Below are 24,796 nucleotides of genomic sequence, written 5' to 3'. Positions count from 1 at the left end.
GGGTCTTGTAACTGTGTGCTGGAGTGGGTTCTGCCTGTGCCGGCCCTTTCGCGGGTGACCACAGGCCGGAGATCCCACCGGTCCCTGTGGGAGCGGGTTCACCCGCGAAAGGGCCGGTACAGGCAATCTACAGGCTGAAGGCCTGCGCGATCGCCTCGATCACCACCCGCACCCGGGCCGTGTGGCGCACATCCTGGTGGGTCACCAGCCAGATATCGTAAGGCTTGCGCTGCGCCCAGACCTGCTGCAGCCCATCCCGCAGCCCCAGGGGCACCGGCAGCTCTCCCAGCCCGATGCCGTTGGCCACCGCTCGGCGCACCATCAATCCTGAAGTACAGGTCATGGCGATGCGCCCCTGGGCGATCGGCTCGCCGGCCAGGGTCACGTCCTTGCCGCTGTCCAGGTGCGGCTGATAGACCACCAGTTCATGCCCGGCAAAGGCCTCCCCAGGCCGCGGCTCGCCACATCGTTGCAGGTAATCGCGCGAAGCGAACAGCCCGCTGTGCCAGCGTGCCAGGCGCCGCACCACCAGTTCGGGGTTGTCCGGCTTGTGCGTGCGCACGGCGATATCCGCCTCGCGCTGGCTGAGGTTGAGCATCTGCGTCGAGGCCTGCAACTGCACCTCGATCCCCGGGTGCTCCAGGCGCAGCCGGGCGACGGCGGGGATGATGAAGTCCAGGGCGAAGGAGTCGGTGGTGGTGACCCGCACCACGCCGCTCAGGCGGTCATCCAGGCCGAGGATCTGCCGCTGCAGGACGGCGGCGGCGGCCTCCATTTCAAGGGCCGCCTGCATGGCCACTTCGCCAGCACGGGTCAGCGAGTAACCGCTGGAGGTGCGCAGGAACAGCGTCGCGTCCAGTGCGCCTTCCAGCGAAGCGAGGCGGCGGCCGACCGTCGCCTGATCAACGCCCAGGCTGCGGGCCGCGCCACGCAGGGTCCGGTCGCGGCACAGCGCGAGGAATACGCGTGTGTCATCCCAGTTCATCAGGGCCATCCTCGGCGATGCAAAAATGCAGTGTAGCAGTGAGAACTCGCTGCGTTATTTCAGCGCCCGGCAGCTTTATGCTTTTCCCATCGTTACCAACAGGCGCCTGAACGGGCGCAAGGGAAGATCATGAATGCCTCAACTGCACGTGCGCCCTGGCTGCCAATCTGGGCCGGGCTGTGTGCCAGCCTGGTCGGTATCGGGCTGGCGCGGTTCGCCTATACGCCACTGGTGCCGGCGCTGATCGACGCGCACTGGTTCGCCAGCTCGGCGGTCGTCTATCTCGGGGCGGCCAACCTCGCGGGTTATCTGATTGGCGCCTTAATCGGCAGGCTGCTGGCGTCTCGCTGGTCGAGCGCGACCGTGCTGCGGGCCATGATGGTGCTGGTCAGCCTGGCATTCCTGGCCTGTGCCTGGCCGTTGTCGGTGGGCTGGTTCTTCGGCTGGCGGTTGCTGTCGGGCGTGGCCGGCGGGGTGATCATGGTGCTTGTGGCCAGCGCGATTCTTCCCCATGTGCAGGCGTCACGCAGGGGGTTGGCCAGTGGCGCAATCTTCCTGGGCATCGGCCTGGGCATCGCCGGGGCCGCCAGCCTGGTGCCGTGGTTGCTGGGCAAGGGCTTGCAGCAGACCTGGCTGGGCCTGGCTGCGCTGTCGCTGCTGCTGACCGCCAGCAGTTGGGCTGGCTGGCCCCAGCAATACGAGCAACATGAGCAGCCAGTGGCACAAGCGCCCCAGCAGGCGGCGGTGTCGCCAGCGGTGCTGTTGCTGTTCGGTCAATATGCACTGATGGCCACCGCACTGGTGGCGCCGATGATGTTCCTGGTGGACTACGTCAGCCGTGGCTTGGGCGCAGGCACCCATGCCGGGGCGGTGATCTGGGGGCTGTATGGCCTGGGTGCGATTGCCGGGCCGGTGCTGTACGGGCTGCTGGCCGACCACCTGGGGGCCCGTGCCGGCATCCGCTTGGTGCTGCTGGTGCAACTGGCGGCACTGGCTGTGCTGCTGGGCAGCCACGACCTGCGCCTGCTGGGCGCCGCCGCCCTGCTGATCGGCTCGTTCCCGCCGGGCATCGTGCCGCTGGCGCTGGCCCGGGTGCATCATCTGGTCGACGGCCACGCCCGGCAGAACGCGACCTGGAGCCGGGCGACCGTCTCGTTCGCCAGCTTCCAGGCCATCGCCGGCTACGGCTACTCGGCGCTGTTCGCCGCCACGGGCGGTCACTACGCTGCGCTGTTCGCCGTGGCCGCTGGCGCGGTGGTGCTGGCGCTGCTGATGGATCTGCTGGTGAAAGAGCGTCAGGCCATGTCGCTGGTTGCGAACTCTTCGGCCAGGTGATCGATCAGCGCCCGCACCGAAGGCAGCAAGCCGCGCCGCGACGGGAAAATCGCATGGACGATGCCGCAGCGCGGATGCCAGTCCGGAATGAGCTCCACCAACCGTCCCGCCGCCAGGTCTTCGCGCACCGCCACCCGCGGCAGGTGCGCGATACCCACCCCGGCCACCACGAAGTGGCGCAGGGCGAACAGGTCGTCGGTCACCATGCGCGGGGTATGCGGGATGACGATGCTGCGGCTGGTGTCCTCGCCCTGGAACAGCTCCCATTGATACTCCCGCTGGGCACTGCCCCAGTGCAGGCTCGGCAGGGTGCTGAGCAGCTGCGGGTCGAAGCCCTTGGGCAACTGCTCCAGGTACTGCGGCTTGCCGACCAGGCACTGGGTGCTGTTGCTCAGCACCTTCATTACCATGTCGGTGTTCTCCAGCGGCGGGAAGCGTACCCGCAGGGCGATGTCGAAGCCCTCGTGCAGCAGGTCGACGCGGCGGTTGGTGCTCTCGATGAACAGCTCCACCTGCGGGTACTTGAGCATGTAGCGGGTCAGCATCGGCCCGACCCAGGAGTTGAGCAGGGTGGTCGGGCAGCTGATGCGCACCAGGCCGCGCGGCTCGCTGCGGTTGCGCTCGATGATCTCCGCCGCGCCCTCGGCCTCCACGCGCATGGCCAGGCAGCGGTTGTAGTAGGCCTGGCCGATCTCGGTCAGCGAGCAATGGCGGCTGGTGCGGTGCAGCAGGCGCACGCCCAGGCGGTCCTCAAGGTCGGCGATGCGCCGGCTGAGTTTCGACTTGGGCATGTCCAGCGCCCGCCCGGCCGGGGCGAAGCCACCGTGCTCCACCACCTGGGTGAAGTAGTAGAGGGAATTGAGGTCTTCCAATCATCGTTCTCCAAATGGAACGCTAAAGGCAATTTTCGCAGTCTACCGCGCTAAAGGTGAAGATTTTAATCTGTGCCTATCAACGCGAAACACCCCAGATTGCTGAAAACTTCATAAACCTTTAGGAGCTACGACCATGACCAACTTCAAATACAACCGCCTGAACAAAGACGACGCCGCCGTACTGCTGGTCGACCACCAGGCCGGCCTGCTGTCCCTGGTGCGCGACATCGAGCCGGACAAGTTCAAGAACAACGTGCTGGCCCTGGCCGACCTGGCCAAGTTCTTCAACCTGCCGACCATCCTCACCACCAGCTTCGAGCAAGGCCCCAACGGCCCGCTGGTGCCGGAACTGAAAGAGCTGTTCCCGGACGCCCCTTACATCGCCCGCCCAGGCCAGATCAACGCCTGGGACAACGAAGACTTCGTCAAGGCCGTGAAGGCCACCGGCAAGAAGCAGCTGATCATCGCTGGCGTAGTGACCGAAGTGTGCGTCGCCTTCCCGGCCCTGGCGGCCCTGGAAGAAGAGTTCGAGGTGTTCGTGGTGACCGATGCTTCCGGTACCTTCAACGAGATGACCCGCGACGCCGCCCATGACCGCATGAGCCGTGCCGGTGCCCAGCTGATGACCTGGTTCGGCGTGGCCTGTGAGCTGCACCGCGACTGGCGCAATGATATTGAAGGGCTGGCGGCACTGTGCTCCAACCACATTCCGGATTATCGGAATTTGATGACCAGCTACAACGCGCTGACGGCGGGTAAGTAACACCGAGCAGTTCTAGCTAACGAGGCCGACCCCACCCTGGGGCCGGCCTTTTTTTGTTGCACGTTGTTCCAGCCGTTGACCTGAATGGGTGGCATTGCTAGCGTTTCGTTCGAGCGCGAAGCCAGTTGTTATTCAGCGGCAATGACTGGATCAGGAACCCCGTCGATGGCTGAATCATCAGCGTAGGGTGAGACCTCGACATCCCCGGCTTGAGGGTGTGTATATGAATATCAGGCATTTGATGAGGGCTACTGAAGTCAGTGGCCCTTTCCTGTGGTGCGTACCAAAACTCAGCGTCACAGTGCCCGCGAAGGGGTCGTTAGTGTCGACATCAATTCACTGGCTTTGATTCGATCTCCTCCAGCAAAGCTTCAATCAACCCCTCGGCCAGTTCGACGGCATTCAGGTTGCTCCAGAACAGGCTCTTGCCTGTTTCATCCAGATGCTCCAGGGCTTTGTAGCCACAGTCATAGGCGCCGCGCAGGTACTGTGCGGCATGCACCAGGGCGTCGTGGGCCGAGATGCCCGGATTAACTGTGAACAAGGGTGGATGGCCGGCATCGCAGCGGCTGAATGCACGTTGGGAAGTATTGGGGAGTGGTGAATCGGCAACAATCTTTTTCATAGCCAAACTCCGATAGAGGTTGGCCGTCACCATCCGTTTCCACACGAAGGGTGGCGGCTGCACGCGGGGTGGAAAGCCGGGCTATCGGAACCCCGGCAGGCCTTTCGGCCTCCCGCGTGCAGCTGCCATGACGACAGCTAACTCCGATTACCTGCCAGGTTTCCACACCCGATCGCTGAACCGACAGCGACCTGGTCAGCCTAGAGGGCAGGCTTTCCCGGAACAATCGGACGAGGGCCGACGCGATTCGTAGGTTAATTCTTCAGAAAATACGATTACGTAGGACATAGCTTGCCAAGCTGTAGGACGCTGCTGAAATTCATTTCACGGGATCCAGCTCAGATAGCTTTGGGAAACCGCCTACACAGAGAACAGACGGCATCACGGCGCTAAACGGGCAGACCAAGCACAAACTGGCAACTCGGAAATGCTTCAGGAGTGCCTCTATGTGCCGTGCCAATGCCCGCTTGAAAAGTGTAAGGCATGACCTTACACTCAATTACCAATGATCAGGAGTTTCAGGCACAAAGGCCTGCGTATGCTCCATCAGCAGCGTGACTCGTCTGGAGTGCGTGCAGATCATGTTAATCGCTTGCGGCGCCTACTTGCCTCCCTTGAGGTCGCGCAAACGCCTGCAGACATGAACCGTCCTGGTAACCGCCTTCATCCTCTGCATGGAAAGCTGGACAGCTTTTGGGCAGTGAATGTCTCGGGAAACTGGCGTTTGGTGTTCCGCTTCGTTGGTACCGATGTGGAGCTTGTCGATTATCTCGATTACCACTAGGAGTCTTCAGTCATGCCAATGTTCGATCCTCCCCATCCTGGGGAATCTTTGCGAGAAGACGTGTTGCCTGCAATTGGCATGAACGTCACTGAGTTGGCCCGCCACCTTGGCTATTCGCGGGGGCAGTTATCTACAGTGCTCAATGGGCGTGCCGCCATTTCAGCCGATCTTGCTTATCGGCTTGAGCTGGCGGGCCTTGGTCCTGCCCGGCAGTACCTTGCCGAACAGGCCGCTTACGATCTATGGCAGGCCGCGAACCGTGAGCATCCACAGATAGCGCGACTGGTGATAGCTTAACTACTCAATCCGCATCCGAATCAAACAACCGCGCCAACTCCACCCGCGCCTCCTTGGCCGTCTGCATCACCTTGGCCCGGTCATCGCGCACATGCCCCTGGGCCTCCAGCACTTCCTCGTCATGCTGGGTGAACCGATCAATCCTGTCTTTCGCCTGCTCTTCACTCAGCCCCAGCCCGACCAGCGCCCGGCGGGTCATTTCGAGGCTTGAATAGAACGTCTCGCGAATCGGCTCGGCACCCACGTCTGCCAGCTTGTGCACATGCTGGCGGTTACGCGCGCGGGCCAGCACTTTCAGGTGCGGATAAAGGCGTTTCACTCGCTCCGCCGTATGAATGGCAGCTTCCGGGTCATCGATGGTGATGATGAAGTACTCCGCCTCACCGACCTTGGCCGCATGCAGCACCTCGGGGCGCAGGGGGTCGCCGTAGAACACCGGCACCTGCTCGAACATGCGTGTCATCTCGATGGTATCCACCGAGGTTTCCAGGGCAATGAACGGGACTTTCTGCGCCCGCAGAATGCGCGCGACGATCTGGCCCATGCGGCCCATGCCGACGATCACCACCCGCGGCGTGCCGGCGTCGATGCTCTTGTATTGCTCAGGCACTTCGCGCGCCGGTTGCGGGCGCTTGAGGGCGCGGGCGCAGCCGAGCATCAGCAGCGGGGTGATGGCCATCGACAGGGTGATGGTCATCAGCAGCAGGTCGTAGGTCTGGGTGTCGAACAGGCCCTGGTCCTTGCCCAGCTTGAACACCACGAAGGCGAATTCGCCACCGGCCGCCAGGACCATGCCCAGGCGCAGCGCGCTGGCGCTGTTCAGGCCACCGGCCAGGCGGCCGACACCGATCAGCAGCATCAGCTTCACCGCCACCAGCAACAGGGTCAGGCCCAGCAGCACCAGGGGCATTTCCAGCAGCAGGCTGAGGTTGGCGCCCATGCCGACGCTGATGAAGAACAGCCCCAGCAGCAGGCCCTTGAACGGTTCGATCTGCGATTCCAGCTCGTGGCGGTACTCCGAGTCGGCCAGCAGCAGGCCGGCGAGGAACGCGCCCAGGGCCATGGAAATACCGGCTTCTTCCATCAGCCAGGCGGTGCCGATCACCACCAGCAGCGCGGTGGCGGTGGACACTTCCGGCAGGCCGGTACGGGCCACGGTGCGGAATACCGGGCGCAGCAGGTAGCGGCCGCCGACGATCACCACGGCGATGCTGGCGAACACTTTCAGGCCATGTTGCAGGCTGTCGCCGTGGCTGGTGTCCGGGCCACTGGCGGCCAGCAGCGGGACCAGGGCGATCAGCGGGATCGCGGCGATGTCCTGGAACAGCAGGATGGCGAACGCCAGGCGCCCGTGCGGGGCATTGAGCTGCTTGGTTTCGGCCAGGCTTTGCAGGCCGAGGGCAGTGGACGACAGCGCCAGGCCCAGGCCAAGCACGATGGCCGCCGGCAGCGACTGGCCGAAGCCGAACAGGGCAATGGCGCCGATCAGCGCGCCGGTCAGCAGCACCTGGGCGGTGCCGACGCCGAACACCGACTTGCGCATCAGCCACAGGCGCTTGGGCGACAGCTCGAGGCCGATGATGAACAGCAGCAGGACCACGCCCAGCTCGGAAATGTGCGCGACGCTTTCGGTGTTGCGGATCAGGCCCAGGGCCTGGGGGCCGATGGCCACGCCCGCGAGCAGGTAGCCGAGCACGGCACCCAGTTGCAGGCGCTTGGCCAGGGGGACGGCGAGGACGGCGGCGAGCAGGAAGATCACCGCGGTTTGCAGAAGGCTGCCTTCGTGTGGCATTGGCTCGTACTCCATGAGCTGCCGGGGCAGCGTTAGAACAGTTTGGCGGACAATTCTGGAGGTTGGGGAAGGGGTAGACAATCCGCCGGGATTGAGAAACATTGTCCCGGTAAATGAGACAGCCTGTGTGGGCCTCTTCGCGGGTGAACCCGCTCCCACAGGGATCGTGCAGGCCTTGGGGGTAGCGCCGTATCTGTGGGTGGCGCCGTACCTGTGGGAGCGGGTTTACCCGCGAAAGGGCCCGCACAGGAAAGCGCCTGCTTCAGCCCCCACCAAACTGCGCCCGATACTGCGCCGGCGTCATGCCGATGCGCTCGCAGAATACCTTCCGCATATGCCGGTCACTGCCAAACCCGCACTGCGCTGCCACCACCTTCAACGGCAGGTCGCCGCATTCGAGCAGCTTGCGCGCCTGGTCGATCCGCGCGTTCTGCAGGTACTGCAGCGGCGTGATCCCCACTTCTCGCTGGAACGTGCGGGCGAAGTTGCGCCCGCTCATGGCCACCAGGTCGGCCATCTTCTGCACGGTGAACGACTGGTCGATATGGTCGACGATGTAGGCCTGCACCCGGGCAACCGGTGAGCCATCGCGCGGCACTGCGGCCAGCAGCGGCCCGTACGGCGTCTGCCCACCCTGGCGGTGGCGCGCCACCAGCAGCACCTTGGCCACTTCCAGGGCCAGTGCCTTGCCATGGTCCTCGGCGACGATGGCCAGCGCCAGGTCGATGCCGGCGGTGATGCCGCCGGAAGTGACCAGGTCACGGTCGAGCACGTAGATCTGCTCGGTCGCCACCTTGGCCTCGGGAAACGCCCGCGCCAGGCGTTCCACATAGTTCCAGTGGGTGGTGCAGCGATAGCCGCCCAGCAACCCGGCACGCCCGAGCAGGAACACCCCGGTGCAGATCGCGCCGAAGCGCCGGGCACTGCGCACGGCCTGTGGCAGCCAGTGCTCGATGGTCGGCAGGGTGACGTCATAAGCCCCCGGGCCGCCCGGCACCAGCAGCAGGTCGACACCGCTCGGCAGGTCCTCCAGGCGCAGGTCGGCGAGGACTTTCAAGCCGCACGAGCCGCGAACCGCCTGTTGGCTTTCGGCCACGGTGAGCAGCCGGTACTGCTTGCCCTCGGGCAAGAACCGGTTGGCGATGGCAAAGACATCCATGGGCCCGGTGACGTCCAGCAACAGCACATCGTTGAACAGCACCATGGCCACGGTTCGATGAGCGCGATTTTCCTGCATACCTCAAAGCCCTACATGTACTGAGCACTGCATCTTAGGGCAGCGCCGCACAATTAAGAACAATTCAGCTTTGGCTCAGGACTTTGTCATGTACCGGGGCACAGACTTTCTGCATTCAACAGGAGAGTCGCCATGCACCCTGGGACGCCCCAAGCACCCCAGCCAACCCCCGGCGCATTGACGCCCGCGCGGTTGCGCCAGGCCAAGGAGCTGATGCTGCGCAGCTCGCTGTCGATCATCGAGATCGCCGGCGTGTGCAACCTCACCCGCAGCCATTTCTCCCGCGCCTTCAAGGTCAACACCGGCCTTTCGCCCCAGGCCTGGCGCCTGCTGGCGCGCATGGAAAAGGCCAAGCGCCTGCTTGCCACCGAGGCACCGATCACCCATGTGAGCCTGGAGTGCGGCTTTTGCGACCAGGCCCATTTCACCCGTGCCTTCAGCCGCCTGGTCGGCCAGCCACCCAAGGCCTGGCGCCAGGCACAGGCGTTTTCTTAAGCCGGATCTATCCTGCGGTATAGCCCTGTTGGGGCAATGCCGGCCCGTTTTCCCAACCCAAGGAGTCACCCCGATGAGCCAACCCGATTACAAGCGCCTGAACAAAGACGACGCCGTGGTGCTGCTGGTCGACCACCAGACCGGCCTGATCTCGCTGGTGCAGGACTTCTCGCCAAACGAATTCAAGAACAATGTCCTGGCCCTGGGCGACCTGGCCAAGTTCTTCGGCCTGCCGACCATCCTCACCACCAGCTTCGAGCAAGGCCCGAACGGCCCGCTGGTGCCAGAGCTCAAAGAGATGTTCCCGGACGCGCCGTACATCGCCCGCCCAGGCCAGATCAACGCCTGGGACAACGAAGACTTCGTCAAGGCGATCAAGGCCACTGGCCGCAAGCAGCTGATCATCGCTGGCGTGGTAACCGACGTGTGCGTGGCGTTCCCGACCCTGTCGGCGCTGGCGGAAGGCTTCGAGGTGTTCGTGGTGACCGATGCCTCCGGCACCTTCAACGAGACCGTGCAGCAAGCTGCCTGGGTGCGCATGACCCAGGCCGGCGCGCAGATGATGAACTGGTTCTCGGTGGCCTGTGAGCTGCACCGCGACTGGCGCAACGACATCGAAGGCCTGGGCAACCTGCTGTCGCAGCGGATTCCCAACTACCGCAACCTGATGAACAGCTATGCGGCGCTGACCTCGCGCTGATGTAGGCCTGCACCGGCCTCTTCGCGGGTAAACCCGCTCCCACAGGGACAACACAGGTCTGAGGCCAGTGGATTACCTGTGGGAGCGGGTTTACCCGCGAAAGGGCCGGAACAGGCTACGAATGATTAACAGGCAGAGAAAAACGAATCCGGCACCCACCAAGCTCCGACTCCAGCGCCTGCAGCTGCCCGCCATGGGCCCGCACCACCGAACTGCAGATCGCCAACCCCATCCCCAGCCCTTCGCGCTTGGTGGTATGGAACGCCTCGAACACCCGCTCGCGCTCATTCGCGGCAATCCCGGGCCCGTTGTCATCGACGCAGATTTCCAACCAATCCCCGGCAACCTCTGAGGCAATCCGCATCACCCCGTCGCCGCGATACCCCGCCAGCGCCTCCAGGCCGTTGGTGATCAGGTTGAACACCAGCTGCTGCAACTGCACCGGGTTGGCCATCACGCTGACCCCGGCGTGCAGGTGCGTCTGCACCTCGACGGCACACTTGGCGGCATCGGCCGAGGTCAGGCGCACCACCTCGCGGATCAGGTCATCCATCTTCACCGCCTTGAGCTGCGCCGGCGCCTGTTTGGCCAGCGAGCGCAGGGCCCGGACGATGTTCGCCGCCCGCTCGCTGTCGTTGCGAATGTCTTGCAGGCCGGCGATGGCCTCTTCCAGGTTCGGCGTCTCACGCTTGAGCCAGCGCAGGCTGGCCGCGGCATTGGAGGCGATGCCCAGCAGTGGCTGGCTGATTTCGTGGGCGATCGACGCCGACAGCTCGTTCATCGCCTGCAAGTGCGCGCCGCGCGCCAGTTCGGCGCGTGATCGGCGCAGTTCGGCCTCCATCTGCGCGCGGCTCTGGGTGTCCTCGGCCAGGCGCGTATAGAACTTGGCAGTCTGCAGCGACACCGCCGCCTGCGAGGCGAGGATTTCCAGCATGGCCAGGCGCTGGCTGCCGAACAGGTTCGGCACGAGGCGGTTTTCCAGGTACACCAGGCCGATCAGCACACCCTGGATCACCAGCGGCAGGCACAGCACCGAGCGGGCATTGCGCGCTTGCAGCTCCTGGCGGAAGGCTTCCGGGCAGTCGCTCTGGGCGTCGTTGAGCACCAGCAGCTTCTTGGTGCGCAGGGTGGCATTGATCACCGACAGCGGCGCCTGGGTCATGAATTTCTGGCAGTTGTCCATGCGCACGTGCAGCCCGGCATCATCGATGTCGGCCAGCGCCGCCATCTGGAATTCGGCACCGCTGACGATCAGCAGCGCGCCATGGTCGGCGCCGGAATGCTGGGTCAAGTGGCCCATCAGGGTTTCGATCAGGCCTTCGAGCAGCACTTCCTCGGACAACGCCCGCGCCGCCTGGATACCGGCCTCCAGGTCCAGCCTGGCCTGCTGGGTGGCGCGGTAGGTTTCCTGGATCGGCTGGGTGCGCAGGAACGGGTGCAAGGCTTCGAGCTGGTGCACCTTGCCGGTCGCGCCCCAGATATGAAAGCAGTCGCGGGCGATGCGCAGGTGCAGGTTGGCACCGGAGATCAGGCCGCTGGGGATGCACACCTCGGCCAGTTGCTCGTGGGCCAGGGCCTGCTCGTGGATGAAGCCGGCAGCGGTGGCGGCGATCTGCGCCTGGTCGAAGCAGCGGATGGCGGTCAGGCCATCGCCTTCGAGCTTGGCGATCACCCCTTCGATCAGCAGCAGCTTGTTGCGGAAGGTCGCCGGGTTGAAGCCGGCCCAGCAGCCGAAACGCGCACGCAGGGCCTGCAGTTCGGCCAGTTTGTCGGCGCGGCTGCCGGGGGCTTCCGGGCTGCCCAGGGCCAGGCCGCAAAACAGGTGGTAATCGGCCAGGTTGATGTGGGCCGGCACCGACCAGGCGTGATCACCGGCGCTCGCCAGGCTGCGCATGGCCTGCGGGATGTTGCCCAGGTGGAAGGCCGCCATGCCGTCGAACAGGTGCTTGAAGAACTGCGTGGCCGGCGCGCCGTGGCGGGCGGGTGGCGCGGGGCAGGGCGCGCCGCTCAGGCTGGCGACGAATGCCTGCTGCGCCTGCAAAATCTGCTCGGCCTCGTGTTCGCCCTGGCGTCGCACGGTGGCCAGGCCCTGGGCCACTTCCTCGGCCACATCCGGCAGGTAGCGCCCCATGAACAGCGCGTCCGAAACCCGGTGGTTGCAGGCGTGGCAGGCCATCGCCCGGTCACCGCTCAGGCGCAGCGACTCGACCGCTTCCTCCGCGGTGCGGCGGGCGAACTCCATGGGCGAGGTCCAGGCGCTGACCTGGTCGAGGGCCAGCAACGCGCTGGTCAGGTCAGCCTCGAAGCCGTGCCGCTCGATCAGCTTGAGTGCCGCCAGGCAGCAGGTGTGGCCGTCGTGGTAGGCGCCGAAGCGCTCGGCAATCATCACCCCGTACCAGGCCAGGCCATAGGTGCTGCCCGGGGCGACGCCGTGCAGCAGCGACAGCTCCATGAGCTTGGCCAGGTGCAGGAAGCAAAGGTCGTCCTTCACGTGGAACGATGACGACAGGCTGGCAAGCAGGCCGATGGCGACTGTCACCTCCGGCGAATCGGTGCGCGGCAGTGACTCCAGGCAATGACGGCCTTTCTGTTCGATCAGGTTGCGCACCTGGGTGTAGCTGGCCTCGACCTGTTGCGGGGCCAGGCCCCGGGGCAAGCTGATGCCCAGCAGGTCGAGGCCGGCCATGGCGCTGTCGATGGCACCCGGATAGTCGCCGTGCAAGGCTTGCAGGCGCGCCTGCAGACCCGCGACCCGGGCCTGCTCCAGCGCTGAATTCGCACGCTGGCGGCATTCGCCGATGCGGGCTTGCACATGCGCCGTGCGCGACAGTTGCAGGTCGCACTCCGCGGCCATGCAGGCAACGGCAAAGCCGTGCGCCGTGTGGCTTTCACGCGATGCGCCGTGGTCCAGCAACTGCTCGGCCGCGTGCAGGTAGGCGGCGGTTCGTTCATGGGCGCCGCTGTCGCGGGAACGCACGGCCGCTTCGCGCAGAAGCTGCAGGTAGTGCTCCCGCTCATCCGCTGCAAACCCGCGTGGGCAGGCGCGTTGCAGCTGATTGGCGATGTCCGGGAGGGCTTCGTGCTGGCCGTTCAGCCAGGCCGGGTGCATGGCCCGGGCAATACGTGCATGCAGTTGCGGGCGCTCGCGCACGGGGGTGAGTTCGTAGGCCGCTTCCATCACCCGCTCATGGGCAAAGCCCAGGGCTTTCTGGCCTGGCAGGAGGAAGCCCGCGCCAATCAAGGCCTTCAACGGTTCGCCTGGGTTTGTTTCGAGCACCTGGCGCAGCAGTTCGTCGTCGCAGCGGCTGCCCGCCGCACTGGCGATACGCAGCACATCGCGCTGGGGCGCCGGCAGGCGCGCCAGGCGGTGGATCATCAGGTCGGCGACGTTGTCGGAATAGCGGTGCCGCGCCACCGCTTTCAGGCACCACGACCAGCGCATGGCCTGGGTATCGAAGGTGAACAGCTGGTCCTCGACCATGGCCCGGAGGATCTGGTTGATGAAGAACGGGTTGCCGGCCGTCTTGTCGTGCACCAGCTCGGCCACCGGCAAGGCTTCGTCGGGGCTGACGTGGTAGCGCTCGCCGATCAGCTCGGTCACCGCCGACACGCTCAGCGGGCGCAGCTCGAGGGTGGTGCCGCCAACCGTCGCAGGCACGATCGGCAGTGCACTGCCGGTTGGCGTGTCGGCGCGCCGGGCAAAGATCAGCAGCAGGTTGCCGGGTGCCTGGGCGAGCAGTTGCTCCAGCAGTTGCCGGGAAGCGTCGTCAGCCCACTGCATGTCATCGAGGAACAGCGCCAGCGGCTGGCCGGGCCGGCTGAACACCTCGAGGAACGCGACGATGGCCCGCAGCTCTTTCTGCAGCATCAGGCGTGTGGGTTTGGCTGGCAGGTCGGGCAGGGGGCCAAGGATCACTTTCAGGTCCGGTGCCAGCGTGCCGAGCAGTCGGCCATGGCCCTTGATGCGGCGCAGGATCTCGCGGCGCAGGGCGTCGTGGTCCTGGCTGTTCTTGGCCAGTAGCTGGGTGGCCAGCGAGCCGAGGATCGCGACCCAGGGTGCGTAGGGCACTGTCTGTTCGCTGCTGCTGCACTTGCCGATGGCCCAGTAGCCCTCGGCGTGGGCCTTCAACGCGGCCTCGACCAGGCTCGACTTGCCCATGCCGGCGACGCCATTGACCCACAGTACCTGGGGGCGGCTTTCCCGGCGCATGGCCTTGAGCAGCAGGGCGATGGCCTTCTGCTCGGCGTGGCGGCCATACAGGCGCCCGCGCGTGGGCGAGACGGGGTCGGCGCAGCCGGGTTCGAAGGGGGCGATGGCCTGGTGGGCGGCCCATTGTCGCTGGCAGTGGGCCAGGTCCACGGCCAGGGCGTTGGCGCTTTGGTAACGGGCGTCGGGCTCCTTGGCCAGGGCCTTGGCCAGGATCCGGCTGAGGGGTTGCGGCAGGTTGCCGTTCACGTCGCAGGCGGCACGTGGCTGCACGCCGGCATGCAGCTGGCGCCAGTGCTGGGTATCGCGCCCGGCCAGGGGCAGTTCGCCCAGCAGCAGCTGGTAGAGGATTGCGCCGAGGGCGTAGATGTCGCTGCGCCGGTCGCTGCTGCTGCCGTGGGGGCAGACCTGCTCTGGGGCGAGGTACGCCCAGTTGCCGAGGGCGGTGCCTTGTTCGCTGATCAACTCCGCGCTGTCGGCGCGAAAACCGCCCAGCCGCACGCGCTGGTTGTGCAGGCACACCTGCGTCGGTTGCAGCGCGCCGTGCAGCACGTTGTGCTGGTGGGCCAGGGCCAGTGCATTGGCAGCGTTGACCGCGATGTCGAGAAAGGTCGCCAGGTCCACCGGGCCATGGCCGATCAGGTCGGCGAGGCAGAGCCCGGCCGGGTAGACCAGCAGCGGCCCCTCGGCCGAACGCACGAAGGCGCAGGGGATCACCGCCCATTGCGGGTCCAGCTGCAAGCGGTAGTCACGCTCCAGGCGCTGGCAGGCGGCGGGGGCCTCGACCGGCGCGCGCACGGCGGTCCAGGCCTGGCCCGTGACGGGGTCACGCAGGCGGAAGTAACTGAGCTCGCCTTCCTGCCCCAGTGGCGTGATGTCGCACCGGTTCAGCCAGTCCTCGTCGATCGACTGGTCAAATTCGATGGGCCTGTTGGCAAGGCGTTCATCGAGCATCAAGCACCCCTGCTAGCGACATCCAGGCCCGCGAGTATACGCAGCCGGCCCAGTACGGATGCGGCCTGCAGCCGGCTTGGCAGGAACGGGAACGCCGTTGTCCGTTATCGCACCCTGCCGGTGCGCGGGCGCTTGTATAGTGCTGAGGCCTACCTATCCCTCGGGATAATTGTCTGATGGCGTGCGCTGCCCTAGGCTGGCTGGGTTTGCGCAAACGCCCGTGCCCGCGCGAGGAAACCATGATTCGAATAGGCAATGCCCAGGTTTCGCTGGAGCGGCGAGAAGCCTTTCTCGACGGCAAGCCGATCCCGTTGGGCGGGCGAGCCTTCGAGGTGCTGGCCACGCTGATCAACGCCAAGGGCCGGGTGGTCGGCAAGGACGAACTGTTCAGCCAGGTGTGGGCCGGCACCGTGGTCGAGGACAACAACCTGCAAGTGCAGGTGTCGTTGCTGCGCAAGGCGTTTGGCGACCACGGCTTGATCCAGACGGTGGCGCGTCGGGGTTACCGGTTGGCCGCCGAGATCAGCGTCGAGGCGCCCGGCCTGACGCTGGCAGCCTCGCCGTTGGGCGCGCTTGCCGAGGCCATCGAACCGCTCGACGAGAGCGCTGCCGTGCCAGTGCTGGTGCTGGACGACGATGCCTGCGTGCGCAGCGCGCTGGGCCGGCTTCTGCGTTCCGACGATATTCCCCACCGCCTTTTCGCCAGCGCCGAAGAACTGTTCGCCGCCAAGCTGGAAACCCCCTATGCCTGCCTGCTGCTGGACATGCACCTGCCCCAGACCACTGGCCTCGAAGTGCAGGACCGGCTGCGCCGGCTGGCGTTGCCCTGGCCGATCGTGTTCATGACCGGTTTCGGCACCATTCCCATGACCGTGCAGGCCATGCGCGCCGGGGCCGTGGAGTTCCTGACCAAACCCTTCGACGAGGACCAGTTGCTGGCACTGCTGGCGTCGGTGCGCACCCGTGCGGTGGCCGAAGGGCGCAAATGGCGCCATGCGCGGCAGGTCGAGGCGAAGTACCAGCGCCTGACCCAGCGCGAGCGCGAGGTGTTCTCGCTGGTGGTCGGTGGCCTCTCGCACAAGCAGATCGCCAAGCAGATCGGTACCAGCGAAGTGACCACCAAGGTGCACAAGAAGAACATCATGAACAAGATGCAGTCCCGCTCGCTGGTGGAGCTGGTGGCCATGCACCAGGTCATCGGCGCACGGCCTGAGGGCCTGGCTGGAGCATGAACAGAGGGGTGTGCATCGTCGACGACGATGCTTCGGTACGCAAGAGCCTGGCCAACCTGCTGCGCTCGGCAGGCTATGAGACCTTGGCGTTCGCGGCGGGGGAGGTGTTCCTGGCCTCGGCGCCGGCGCGTGATGCCGGGTGCGTGCTGCTCGACCTGAAGATGCCGGGGATGAACGGCCTCGAGGTACAGCGTGAGCTGGCGCGCCAGGGTTGGCGCTTGCCGGTGATCTGCATGTCGGCCCATTGGGACGAAGGCGCGGTGCAGGCGGCGATGCGTGCCGGGGCACTGGCCTGCCTGGGCAAGCCGTTTCCCGAAGAGGTACTGCTCAAGGTGGTGGAGGAAGCGTTGGCTGGCGAGTAGGCCGCTGAGCACACCTGAGCAATCATTGCCGCCGGGACTGGGCGATGCTCGCGGGTCGTTCGATTCCGCGAGATGACCGCCATGCCCCGCTTGAACAACCTGCTCGACCCCGCGTCACCGACCCTGATCGCCATTGGCCTGCTGTTCATGCGGGTGATGGCCGGGCTGTTGCTGTTGTGTATCCACGGGCTGCCCAAGCTGCTGGACTGGAACGCGCAGCTGCAACTGATCGAAGACCCGTTCGGCCTGGGGGCGCCGCTGACCTTGGGCCTGGCGGTGTTTGCCGAGGTGCTGTGCCCAGTGTTGCTGGTACTGGGGGTTGCGGCACGGCTGGCGTGCCTGCCGGTGCTGGCGGTGTTGCTGGTGGCGCTGGTGGTGGTGCACCCGGACTGGACGCTGGAGCAGGGGCAGTTCGCCTGGCTGCTGGTGGCGTTGTATGGTGGGTTGGCGTTGACTGGGCCTGGGGCTTATTCGGTGTCGGCGATGGTTCGGGGGGAGGTGGTTTCTTGATGGATTTTGGGGGCGCTTTGCGCCCCTTTCGCGACACAAGGCCGCTCCTACAGGGGGCCTTGTGCAGAGCAGCCCGGGGATCTAAAGGCTCCCCGGGCGATACTGCAGGGCCTCGGCCAGGTGCGCCCGCGCAATCGCCTGGCTACATTCCAGATCCGCCAGCGTGCGCGCCACCTTCAACAATCGATGCGCCGCCCGCAACGAAAGGCTGAGCCGCTCGCACGCTGCCTCGAGCCAGGCCTGGTCCGCCGCCAGCAACCCACAGTGCCGGCGTAACCCCTCCAGGTCGAGAAACGCATTGGCACAGCCTTGCCGGCGCTGCTGCACCTCGCGCGCCTCGGCCACCCGCACCGCCACCTCGGCACTGCTCTCGCCGCAGGGCTGGTTGTTCAGCGTGGTGGTCTCCCGCGCCACCGTCAGGTGCAAATCGATGCGGTCCAGCAACGGCCCGGACAGCTTGTTGCGATAGCGGGCGATCTGCTCGGTGCTGCACCGGCAGCGGCCAGTGGGGTCGCCCAGGTAGCCACAGGGGCAGGGGTTCATCGCCGCCACCAGCTGGAAGCGCGCCGGGAAGCGCACCTTGTCACGCGCCCGGGCAATCACGATCTCCCCGGACTCCAGCGGCTCGCGCAACACCTCCAGCACGCGCCGCTCGAACTCCGGAAGCTCGTCCAGGAACAGCACGCCATGGTGCGCCAGGGTGATCTCGCCAGGCTGCGGCCGGCTGCTACCACCAACCAGGGCCGGCCCCGAGGCCGAATGGTGCGGGTGGCGGAACGGCCGCTGCGGCCAGCTGCTGAGCGGCGTATGCCCGCTCACCGACTGGATCGCCGCCACCTCCAGCGCTTCATGTTCATCCAGCGGCGGCAGCAGGCCAGGCAGGCGGCTGGCGAGCAGCGTCTTGCCGGTGCCGGGCGGCCCGGTGAACAGCAGGTTGTGCGCCCCGGCCGCCGCCAGCAGCAGGGCACGCTTGGCCGCCAGCTGGCCTTGCACCTCGCTCAGGTCCGGGTAGGGCCGGCTGTGCAGGATCAGGCCGTTGGCGGCAAACGGCGGCAGTGGCACCTGCCCGTTGAGGTGCGCCACCAGCTCCAGCAGATGCCCCACCGCATACACCACCAGCCCGCCGGCCAGGCAGGCCTCCTCGGCATTCTCCCTGGGCACCACCAGCGCCCGCCCGGCCTCGCGCGCCGCCAGCGCCGCCGGCAGCACGCCCTGCACCGGGCGCAGGCTGCCGGACAACGCCAGCTCGCCCAGGCACTCGACATCGGCCAGCGCCGTCATCGGCACCTGGCCATCGGCGGCCAGGATGCCCAAGGCGATGGCCAGGTCGTAGCGCCCGCCGTCCTTGGGCAAGTCGGCGGGTGCCAGGTTCTGGGTGATGCGCCGCTGAGGGTAGTTCAGCCCGGAGTTGACGATGGCGCTGCGCACCCGGTCCTTGCTTTCCTTGACCGTGGTTTCCGGCAGGCCGACCAGGGTGAGGTGGGGCAGACCGTTGGCCAGGTGGGTTTCGACACTGACTGCCGGGGCCTGCACGCCGACCTGGGCGCGGCTGTGGACGAGGGCGAGGGACATGGACGCTCCGTTGTCGCAAGTGAAGGGCCGCTTCCTGCGGCTTGCTGAAGCTTAGCGAGCGGTGGCTCATGCCGACGGAGAAAAGTGCATCCTCATCTTTCGGCTGGCTGCTGTTCCAACGTCAACTCCACCCGCCGATTCTTCGCCCGTCCCTCAGCCGTCGCGTTATCCCCCAGCGGCTTCGTATCCGCCAGCCCAACGGCACTCAACCTGCTTCCGGCGATCCCCTGCTGCTGCAGGAAGCGCACCACGCTCCCGGCCCGTGCCCCGGACAACTCCCAGTTCGACGGATACCGCGCATTGCGGATGGTGCGGGTGTCGGTATGCCCGGCCACGACGATCTGGTGCGACACCGTGGCCAGCACCTTCGCCAGGCGCTGCAGCACTTGCATGCCCTTGGGGTCGAGCTCGGTCTGCCCGGACGGGAAGAGGATGCTGCTGTCGATGCGGAAGCTCACGCTGCGCTCGTTGCGGATGACTTCGACATCGGCGCCCAGCTGGTCCACGGGCAGCTCGGCCAGCGGGTCCGGCTCTGGCTCCGGCGGCGGGGCAGGTGTCGCTTCGATGGCAGGCACTTCGGCGATCACCGGCTCGACAACGCTGGGCGGCACCCGTAGCAGCGAGCCCGGCGGATCGATACGGGTCAGTCGCTCGACATCGACCGGCAACTCGAAATGGACTGGTGTTTTCGCGGCAGGCCGGTGGTGAATCATCGCCTGGGCCAGCATCGCCAGGATCATCACCAGCAACAGGGTCATCAGGTCGAGGTAGGTCAGCATCCAGCTGTCGCTTTCCGGCTCCGCCGCCGGCGTGTCCAGCCAGTCCGGGGCGGACGCCGTGCGCTTGAGGGTGATCTGTCGTTCGCGGGCCTTGTTCAGCTCGACTTCGAGGGCGCGCTGGTGGGCCAGCCAGTGGCGGTTGTCGGCCAGGCTGCTGGGGGAGGCGTTGGGCATCATGGGCGTTTGCGCCAGGCCAGCGACAGTGGTTTGCGCGCCGGGCGGGCATCTTCGGCGTGCAGTTCGTCGTGGTAGTGGGCGACGAAGGCCTTGAGGGTTTCGCGCATCAGGCCAGGGCTGCGCTTGCGGGCCATCATCGAGATGCCTTGCAGGATCATGTTCATGATCACCACGCGGCGTTCGGTGCGGCGTTCCAGCTTGAGGGCCACGGGCTTGAACAGCAGGTTGGCCAGCAGCACGCCATACAGGGTGGTGGTCAGGCTCAGGGCCATCTGCCGGCCGACGCTGCCCAGGTCGCCGTCACCCAGCACGAACACCATGTTCACCAGGCCGACCAGGGTGCCGAGCATGCCGAAGGCCGGCGCGTAGCTGGCCATGCTGCGCAGGATCGCCGCCTCGGCGCGCTCCTTGGCGCGCAGGCGGGCGATGCGCCATTGCAGCAGTTCGAGGATGTCCTCTTCGGCCACCTGGTCCACCAGCAACTGCACGCCGTGGCAGACGAACGGGTTGTGTACCTGGGCCAGGGCGTTTTCCACGGCGCGGCTGTCGCCGTCGAGGTGCCGCCGGGCCAGGTTGACCAGGTCGTCGATGGCGCGCTCGGCGTGGTCCGGCTCGTTGCGCAGCACGGCGGCGAACAGGCGCGGCAGGCGCCGCGCCTCGGCCATGGGGTAGCTGATGAACGTGGCGGCGAAGGTGCCCAGCAACACCACGCCAAGGCCTGGCAAGTCGATGAGCAGCGACGGCTGCTGGGCGGTGAACAGCAGCAGGACGGTCAGCAGGAGCAGGCTGGCGAGCAGGCCGACCAGGGTCGAGGGGTTCATGGGCACTCCGTGGACGGCAGCCGGCCGTAGACAATGATGGCGAGCTTTATAGCCCCGCGCAGGCGGGGCCAAAGGCGCTAATACAGGCACTTTTGCCGTTCAGCTTGAGCGACCGGGCGGGCGATCGGCGCGGGCGAAATTTTTTTTGCCGGGCGCTAAAGGTGGGTTTTCGGGGCGCCGATGTTCGCGCTGTCAGCAAGACAACTGCCCAACCACGAAAGGAACCGCACGATGTCTGTCATCAATACCAACATCACCTCGCTCATCGCCCAGCAAAACCTGTCTTCTTCGGAAAGCAGCCTGAGCACCTCGATCCAGCGCCTATCCTCGGGCCTGAAGATCAACAGCGCCTCCGACGACGCCGCTGGCCAGGCCATCGCCAACCGCATGAGCTCGCAGATCACCGGCCTCAACCAGGCCAGCAGCAACGCCAGCGACGGCATCTCCCTGGCGCAGACCACCGAAGGCGCGCTGGACCAGGTGAACGACAACCTGCAGCGCATTCGTGAGCTGGCGGTACAGGCTGCCAACGGCACCAACTCGCAGTCCGACCTGCAGTCGATCCAGGACGAAATCACCCAGCGCCTGGACGAGATCAACCGTATCTCCGACCAGACCTCGTTCAACGGCGTGAGCGTGCTGGCCAAGGACCAGACCATCAGCATCCAGGTGGGTGCCAACGACGGCGAGACCATCGATATCTCGCTGAGCCAGATCAACGCCACCACCCTGGGCCTGGGCGATTTCAACGTCAACGGCTACGACACCACCCTGACCGCCGCCACCCTGGAAGACAGCTCGGGCACCGCGATCACCTCGACCAACACCAGCTACGTCGACAGCTCCGGCACCACCGTCAGCGGCGGCACCCTGTCCCAGGACGCCGATGGCGACTACTTCCTGACCGTTGGCGGCAAGACCTACGCGGCCACCGTGGACACCACCACCAGCGGTTCCACCACCACCGCGACCATTACCATCGACACCGACAACGCGGTGACCAAGAAGTCGACCAACACCCTGACCGCACTGGACAGCGCGCTGAACACCGTTGACTCCATGCGTTCGGACCTGGGTGCGATCCAGAACCGCTTCGACTCGGCGATCACCAACATCTCCACCACGGTGACCAACCTGACCTCGGCCCGCTCCGGTATCCAGGACGTGGACTACGCCACTGAAGTGTCGGCGATGACCAGCGCGCAGATCCTGCAACAGGCCGGTACTTCGGTGTTGTCGCAAGCCAACTCGATGCCGCAGCAGATGCTGTCGCTGCTGCAGTAATGCAGCCTGGGGCGCGGCCGGTGCCGTGCTCCGTTTCTTCGGGGCTGCTTTGCAGCCCTTCGCGGGCAAGCCCGCTCCCACAGGGATCGCACATTACCTGTGGGAGCGGGCTTGCCCGCGAAGGGCCGCAAAGCGGCCCCATGCTTTTTATGCGGTTTATCACGGCTTTGCTCAGCCCCATGCAGGCCTAGCATTCCCCCAGCCCCCTCCGCCACAAGGCCGCCCCCATGCCCAAACCCAGCCGCTCCCCCGTCGACCTCGCCCAGGCCCGCCGCCTCTGCCAGCGCCGCCCCGGCGACGCCAGTGCCTGGCAAACCCTCGGCAACCTGCAACTGGCCCTGGAGCCTGAGCAGGCCCTGGCCAGTTTCGAGCAAGCCCTCGCGCTGTGCCCGAACGACACCGAGGCTCTGGAACTGGTTGCCAAGGCGAGCCAGAAGCTGGGCGACAGCGACCGCGCCGAAACCCTCGCCAGCCGCGCCGTGCAACTGGCTCCGCAGTTCGCCCCGGCGCACCATCGCCTGGCCACCCTGCATTTCGAGAAGGGCCGTTTCGCCCAGGCCCTCGAACACATCGACCAGGCCCTGCAAGCCGAGCCCGGCAACGGCCGCATGCAGTCGCGCAAGGCCCTGATCCTCGGCCGCCTCGACCGCCACGGCGAAGCCATCGTCCTGTTCGAGGCGCTGCTCAAAAAAGAGCCGACCGACTACAGCCACTGGAACAACCTGGCCAACCTGTACAAGGACATCGGCCAGCTGGCCCTGGCCGATCGGCACTACAGCCGCGCCGTCGAGCTGGCCGGGCGCAAGGACGTGCTGCCGTACTCCAACCGCCTGACCACCTTGCACTACGACCCGACCCGCAGCCGCGAGTACATCTTCGAGGTCTGCAAGCAGTGGCAGGCCCGCTTCGGCCCGGCCACGGTGCCGCCGAGGCCGCAGATGGCCGACCTGAGCCCGGACAAGCGCCTGCGCATCGGCCTGGTCTCCGACGGCCTGCGCCAGCACCCGGTGGGCAACATGATCGTCGGTGTGCTGGAGCGCCTGCCCAGCCACCGCTTCCAGTTGCTGGCCTACAGCAGCAGCCAGGTCAGTGACCACCTGACCCGGCGCATCCGCGCCCGCGTCGAGGCCTGGCGCCCGATCAAGCACCTGGACGATGCGCACCTGGCCCGGCAGATCCGCGATGACCAGGTCGACATCCTCATCGACCTGAGCGGCCACAATGCCGGCAACCGCATGGGCTGCATGGCCCTGCAACCGGCGCCGTTGCTGGTGAAATGGGTCGGCGGCCTGATCAACACCAGCGGCCTCGATGCCATCGACTACCTGATCAGCGATGCCATCGAGTCGCCGCCGGGCGAGGATGCGTTCTATACCGAGAAGCTGATCCGCCTGCCCGACGACTACATCTGCTACGACCCGCCGCCCTATGCCCCGGATGTCCAGGCGCTGCCGGCGCAGGCCAACGGCTACGTGACCTTCGGCTGCTTCAACAACCCGACCAAGGTCAACGACCTGCTGCTGGCGCGTTGGGCCGAGCTGTTGCAGGAGGTGCCCGACTCGCGCTTGCTGCTCAAGGGCGGCGCCTTCGCCAACCCGGGTCTGCAGCAGCATGTGCGGGCGGTCCTGCAAGGGCATGGCATCGACCCGCAGCGGGTGCAGATCGAGGGCCCGGTGGGCCACAAGGGCCTGCTGGAAAGCTACAACCGCATCGATATCGCCCTCGATCCGTGGCCCTACTCCGGCGGCCTGACCACCTGCGAAGCGCTGTTGATGGGCGTGCCCGTGGTCACCCTGCCGGGGCCGACCTTCGCCGGCCGCCACTCTGCCACGCACCTGGTCAATGCCGGGCTGCCCGAACTGGTGGTCGGCAGCTGGGACGAGTACTGTCAGCGCGCCGCCGGCCTTGCCCGCGACCTGCGCAGCCTGGCGACCATCCGCAGCCTGCTGCGCGGGGTGCTGATGAACTCGCCGGTGTGCGACAGCCAGCGCTTTGCCGGGCACCTGGGCAACGCCTTGCGCGCCATCTGGCAGCGCCACTGCGCAGGGCAGCAACCCGCCGCGTTGACCTTGGACAAGCAGGGGCAAGCACGTTTCGAAGGCGATAGCGGCCCTGTCGCGCTGCAGCACCCGGCAGACCCGGTCGAAGAGCAAGCCTTCAGTTTCAAGTTCCAGGGCCGCATCGTCACCCTCGACCACGGCGCCAGCTTGCTGGCATCGCCGCGCTATGTCGCGCTGCAGCGCCTGGGCGTGCTGTCGACCCTGGCCTTCGACCCTGCTGCGCGTATCGGCAATGCCGAACAACTGGCGCAATTGGGTGAGCTGCACCATTTCCCCAAGGTCGCGCTGGGCGACGGTCTGCCGCTGATGCTGCATGCCTGCCTCGACCCGGCGCTGAGCGCCACTCTGGCACCCTTGCCGGTGCAAGGTCAGCTGGACCCGGCACGGGTGCTGGCGCGCCTGCCGCTGCCGTCGTTGCGGCTGGACGCGATCGAAGGCCTGGGTAGCCTGGACTGGCTGGTGCTCGACAACCTCAGTGACAGCCTGGCGGTGCTCGAACACGCTACCCAGACCTTGGCCAGCACCTTGTTGATTCAGGCACGCATCAACTTCACCCCGACCCACGAAGGGCAGGCGGACGTCAGCCGCATCAGCCAGTGCCTGGCGCCGTTGGGGTTCAGCCTGTGCGGGCTGCATGACCTGCGTTATCGCCGCTTCGCCCAGGGCGATGCTGCCAGCGCGGGGCTTGGGGCATCACAGCTGATGAGCGCGGATGCGCTTTACCTGCCCGATGCCGGGCGCCTGGCGGAGCTGGACGAGAACCAAAGGCTGAAGCTGGCGTTCCTGCTGCATACGGTCTATGACGCGAAGGAGGCGGCGTTGCAGGTGCTGCGCGGGCTGGGCGAGGAGGTTGCCGAGCGCTACCAGCGCCATTGCCGGTCCTGACACTCTTTTCAACAGCCCACCCTACCCCTGTAGGAGCGGGTTTACCCGCGAAGCAGGCGCCGCAG

At 66.2% G+C, this 24,796-nt stretch carries 20 protein-coding genes; 11 read left to right on the top strand and 9 right to left on the bottom strand.

What is annotated here, in order from left to right; translation table 11 throughout:
• Positions 1 to 127: 127 nt before the first annotated feature.
• On the bottom strand, positions 128 to 985 hold the full coding sequence (locus ACIP21_RS06085) for a LysR family transcriptional regulator (protein ID WP_400685183.1): 858 nt from the start codon (positions 983 to 985) through the stop codon (positions 128 to 130).
• 129 nt (positions 986 to 1,114) lie between these two features.
• Between ACIP21_RS06085 and ACIP21_RS06080 the strand changes: the two genes are divergently transcribed.
• Complete coding sequence (locus ACIP21_RS06080; protein ID WP_400685180.1) at positions 1,115 to 2,320, top strand: YbfB/YjiJ family MFS transporter; 1,206 nt, start codon at positions 1,115 to 1,117, stop codon at positions 2,318 to 2,320.
• Here ACIP21_RS06080 and ACIP21_RS06075 read toward each other — a convergent pair.
• On the bottom strand, positions 2,281 to 3,192 hold the full coding sequence (locus ACIP21_RS06075) for a LysR substrate-binding domain-containing protein (RefSeq protein ID WP_400685177.1): 912 nt from the start codon (positions 3,190 to 3,192) through the stop codon (positions 2,281 to 2,283). The genes ACIP21_RS06080 and ACIP21_RS06075 overlap by 40 nt on opposite strands.
• A gap of 136 nt (positions 3,193 to 3,328) precedes the next feature.
• Here ACIP21_RS06075 and ycaC (ACIP21_RS06070) point away from each other — a divergent pair, with 136 nt between their 5' ends.
• Positions 3,329 to 3,958: an isochorismate family cysteine hydrolase YcaC gene (gene ycaC / locus ACIP21_RS06070; protein ID WP_400685174.1), complete on the top strand. Its 630-nt coding sequence runs from the start codon at positions 3,329 to 3,331 to the stop codon at positions 3,956 to 3,958.
• A 331-nt stretch (positions 3,959 to 4,289) separates the two neighbouring features.
• Here ycaC (ACIP21_RS06070) and ACIP21_RS06065 read toward each other — a convergent pair whose 3' ends face one another.
• Complete coding sequence (locus tag ACIP21_RS06065) at positions 4,290 to 4,583, bottom strand: hypothetical protein (protein ID WP_400685172.1); 294 nt, start codon at positions 4,581 to 4,583, stop codon at positions 4,290 to 4,292.
• A gap of 505 nt (positions 4,584 to 5,088) precedes the next feature.
• Here ACIP21_RS06065 and ACIP21_RS06060 point away from each other — a divergent pair.
• Both ACIP21_RS06060 and ACIP21_RS06055 read left to right on the top strand, forming a co-directional pair.
• Positions 5,089 to 5,367: a type II toxin-antitoxin system RelE/ParE family toxin gene (locus tag ACIP21_RS06060; protein WP_400685169.1), complete on the top strand. Its 279-nt coding sequence runs from the start codon at positions 5,089 to 5,091 to the stop codon at positions 5,365 to 5,367.
• Positions 5,368 to 5,379: 12 nt separating this feature from the next.
• On the top strand, positions 5,380 to 5,664 hold the full coding sequence (locus ACIP21_RS06055; RefSeq protein ID WP_103448510.1) for a HigA family addiction module antitoxin: 285 nt from the start codon (positions 5,380 to 5,382) through the stop codon (positions 5,662 to 5,664).
• A gap of 4 nt (positions 5,665 to 5,668) precedes the next feature.
• Here ACIP21_RS06055 and ACIP21_RS06050 read toward each other — a convergent pair whose 3' ends face one another.
• Positions 5,669 to 7,456 carry a monovalent cation:proton antiporter-2 (CPA2) family protein gene (locus tag ACIP21_RS06050; RefSeq protein WP_400685165.1) on the bottom strand — a complete coding sequence of 596 codons (1,788 nt, stop codon included), beginning with the start codon at positions 7,454 to 7,456 and terminating at the stop codon, positions 5,669 to 5,671.
• Between the two features lie 262 nt (positions 7,457 to 7,718).
• On the bottom strand, positions 7,719 to 8,693 hold the full coding sequence (locus ACIP21_RS06045; protein WP_400685163.1) for a GlxA family transcriptional regulator: 975 nt from the start codon (positions 8,691 to 8,693) through the stop codon (positions 7,719 to 7,721).
• A gap of 132 nt (positions 8,694 to 8,825) precedes the next feature.
• On the opposite strand from ACIP21_RS06045, the gene ACIP21_RS06040 reads away from it, so the two are divergent.
• Positions 8,826 to 9,188: a helix-turn-helix domain-containing protein gene (locus ACIP21_RS06040; RefSeq protein WP_400685162.1), complete on the top strand. Its 363-nt coding sequence runs from the start codon at positions 8,826 to 8,828 to the stop codon at positions 9,186 to 9,188.
• Between the two features lie 73 nt (positions 9,189 to 9,261).
• Positions 9,262 to 9,888 carry an isochorismate family cysteine hydrolase YcaC gene (gene ycaC / locus ACIP21_RS06035; protein WP_060498171.1) on the top strand — a complete coding sequence of 209 codons (627 nt, stop codon included), beginning with the start codon at positions 9,262 to 9,264 and terminating at the stop codon, positions 9,886 to 9,888.
• Between the two features lie 115 nt (positions 9,889 to 10,003).
• On the opposite strand, the gene ACIP21_RS06030 is transcribed toward ycaC (ACIP21_RS06035), so the two are convergent.
• Positions 10,004 to 15,049 (bottom strand): AAA family ATPase, encoded by a 5,046-nt coding sequence (locus ACIP21_RS06030; RefSeq protein WP_400685160.1) that lies wholly within the window; start codon positions 15,047 to 15,049, stop codon positions 10,004 to 10,006.
• A gap of 239 nt (positions 15,050 to 15,288) precedes the next feature.
• On the opposite strand from ACIP21_RS06030, the gene ACIP21_RS06025 reads away from it, so the two are divergent.
• The 3 genes from ACIP21_RS06025 (at position 15,289) to ACIP21_RS06015 (ending at position 17,153) form a co-directional block, all read left to right on the top strand.
• A complete protein-coding gene (locus ACIP21_RS06025) occupies positions 15,289 to 16,281 on the top strand; it encodes a response regulator (RefSeq protein ID WP_400685158.1) in 993 nt (330 codons plus the stop codon).
• Positions 16,278 to 16,643, top strand: a complete 366-nt coding sequence (locus ACIP21_RS06020) for a response regulator transcription factor (RefSeq protein WP_400685156.1) — start codon at positions 16,278 to 16,280, stop codon at positions 16,641 to 16,643. Before ACIP21_RS06025 ends, ACIP21_RS06020 begins: the two co-directional genes overlap by 4 nt.
• An 81-nt stretch (positions 16,644 to 16,724) precedes the next feature.
• Positions 16,725 to 17,153: a DoxX family protein gene (locus ACIP21_RS06015; protein WP_400685153.1), complete on the top strand. Its 429-nt coding sequence runs from the start codon at positions 16,725 to 16,727 to the stop codon at positions 17,151 to 17,153.
• Positions 17,154 to 17,234: 81 nt separating this feature from the next.
• Here ACIP21_RS06015 and ACIP21_RS06010 read toward each other — a convergent pair whose 3' ends face one another.
• The 3 genes from ACIP21_RS06010 to ACIP21_RS06000 all read right to left on the bottom strand — a co-directional run bounded on the left by ACIP21_RS06010 (position 17,235) and on the right by ACIP21_RS06000 (position 20,502).
• Entirely contained in the window at positions 17,235 to 18,725 is a 1,491-nt protein-coding gene (locus tag ACIP21_RS06010; protein ID WP_400685151.1) for a YifB family Mg chelatase-like AAA ATPase, read from the bottom strand.
• A 92-nt stretch (positions 18,726 to 18,817) separates the two neighbouring features.
• Positions 18,818 to 19,681, bottom strand: a complete 864-nt coding sequence (locus ACIP21_RS06005; RefSeq protein WP_400685148.1) for a flagellar motor protein MotB — start codon at positions 19,679 to 19,681, stop codon at positions 18,818 to 18,820.
• Complete coding sequence (locus tag ACIP21_RS06000; protein ID WP_400685146.1) at positions 19,678 to 20,502, bottom strand: motility protein A; 825 nt, start codon at positions 20,500 to 20,502, stop codon at positions 19,678 to 19,680. Before ACIP21_RS06000 ends, ACIP21_RS06005 begins: the two co-directional genes overlap by 4 nt.
• Before the next feature lie 231 nt (positions 20,503 to 20,733).
• Here ACIP21_RS06000 and ACIP21_RS05995 point away from each other — a divergent pair, with 231 nt between their 5' ends.
• Entirely contained in the window at positions 20,734 to 21,786 is a 1,053-nt protein-coding gene (locus tag ACIP21_RS05995; protein ID WP_400685143.1) for a FliC/FljB family flagellin, read from the top strand.
• Between the two features lie 227 nt (positions 21,787 to 22,013).
• Positions 22,014 to 24,731, top strand: coding sequence for a tetratricopeptide repeat protein (locus ACIP21_RS05990; RefSeq protein WP_400685140.1), 2,718 nt, complete (start codon positions 22,014 to 22,016; stop codon positions 24,729 to 24,731).
• The last annotated feature ends 65 nt before the right edge of the window (positions 24,732 to 24,796 follow it).

This window comes from Pseudomonas sp. NPDC089401, from assembly GCF_044749485.1.
Taxonomy (GTDB): Bacteria; Pseudomonadota; Gammaproteobacteria; order Pseudomonadales; family Pseudomonadaceae; genus Aquipseudomonas.
Note: the sequence above shows the minus strand (reverse complement) of the source record. Positions and strands in the feature narration are given on the sequence as shown.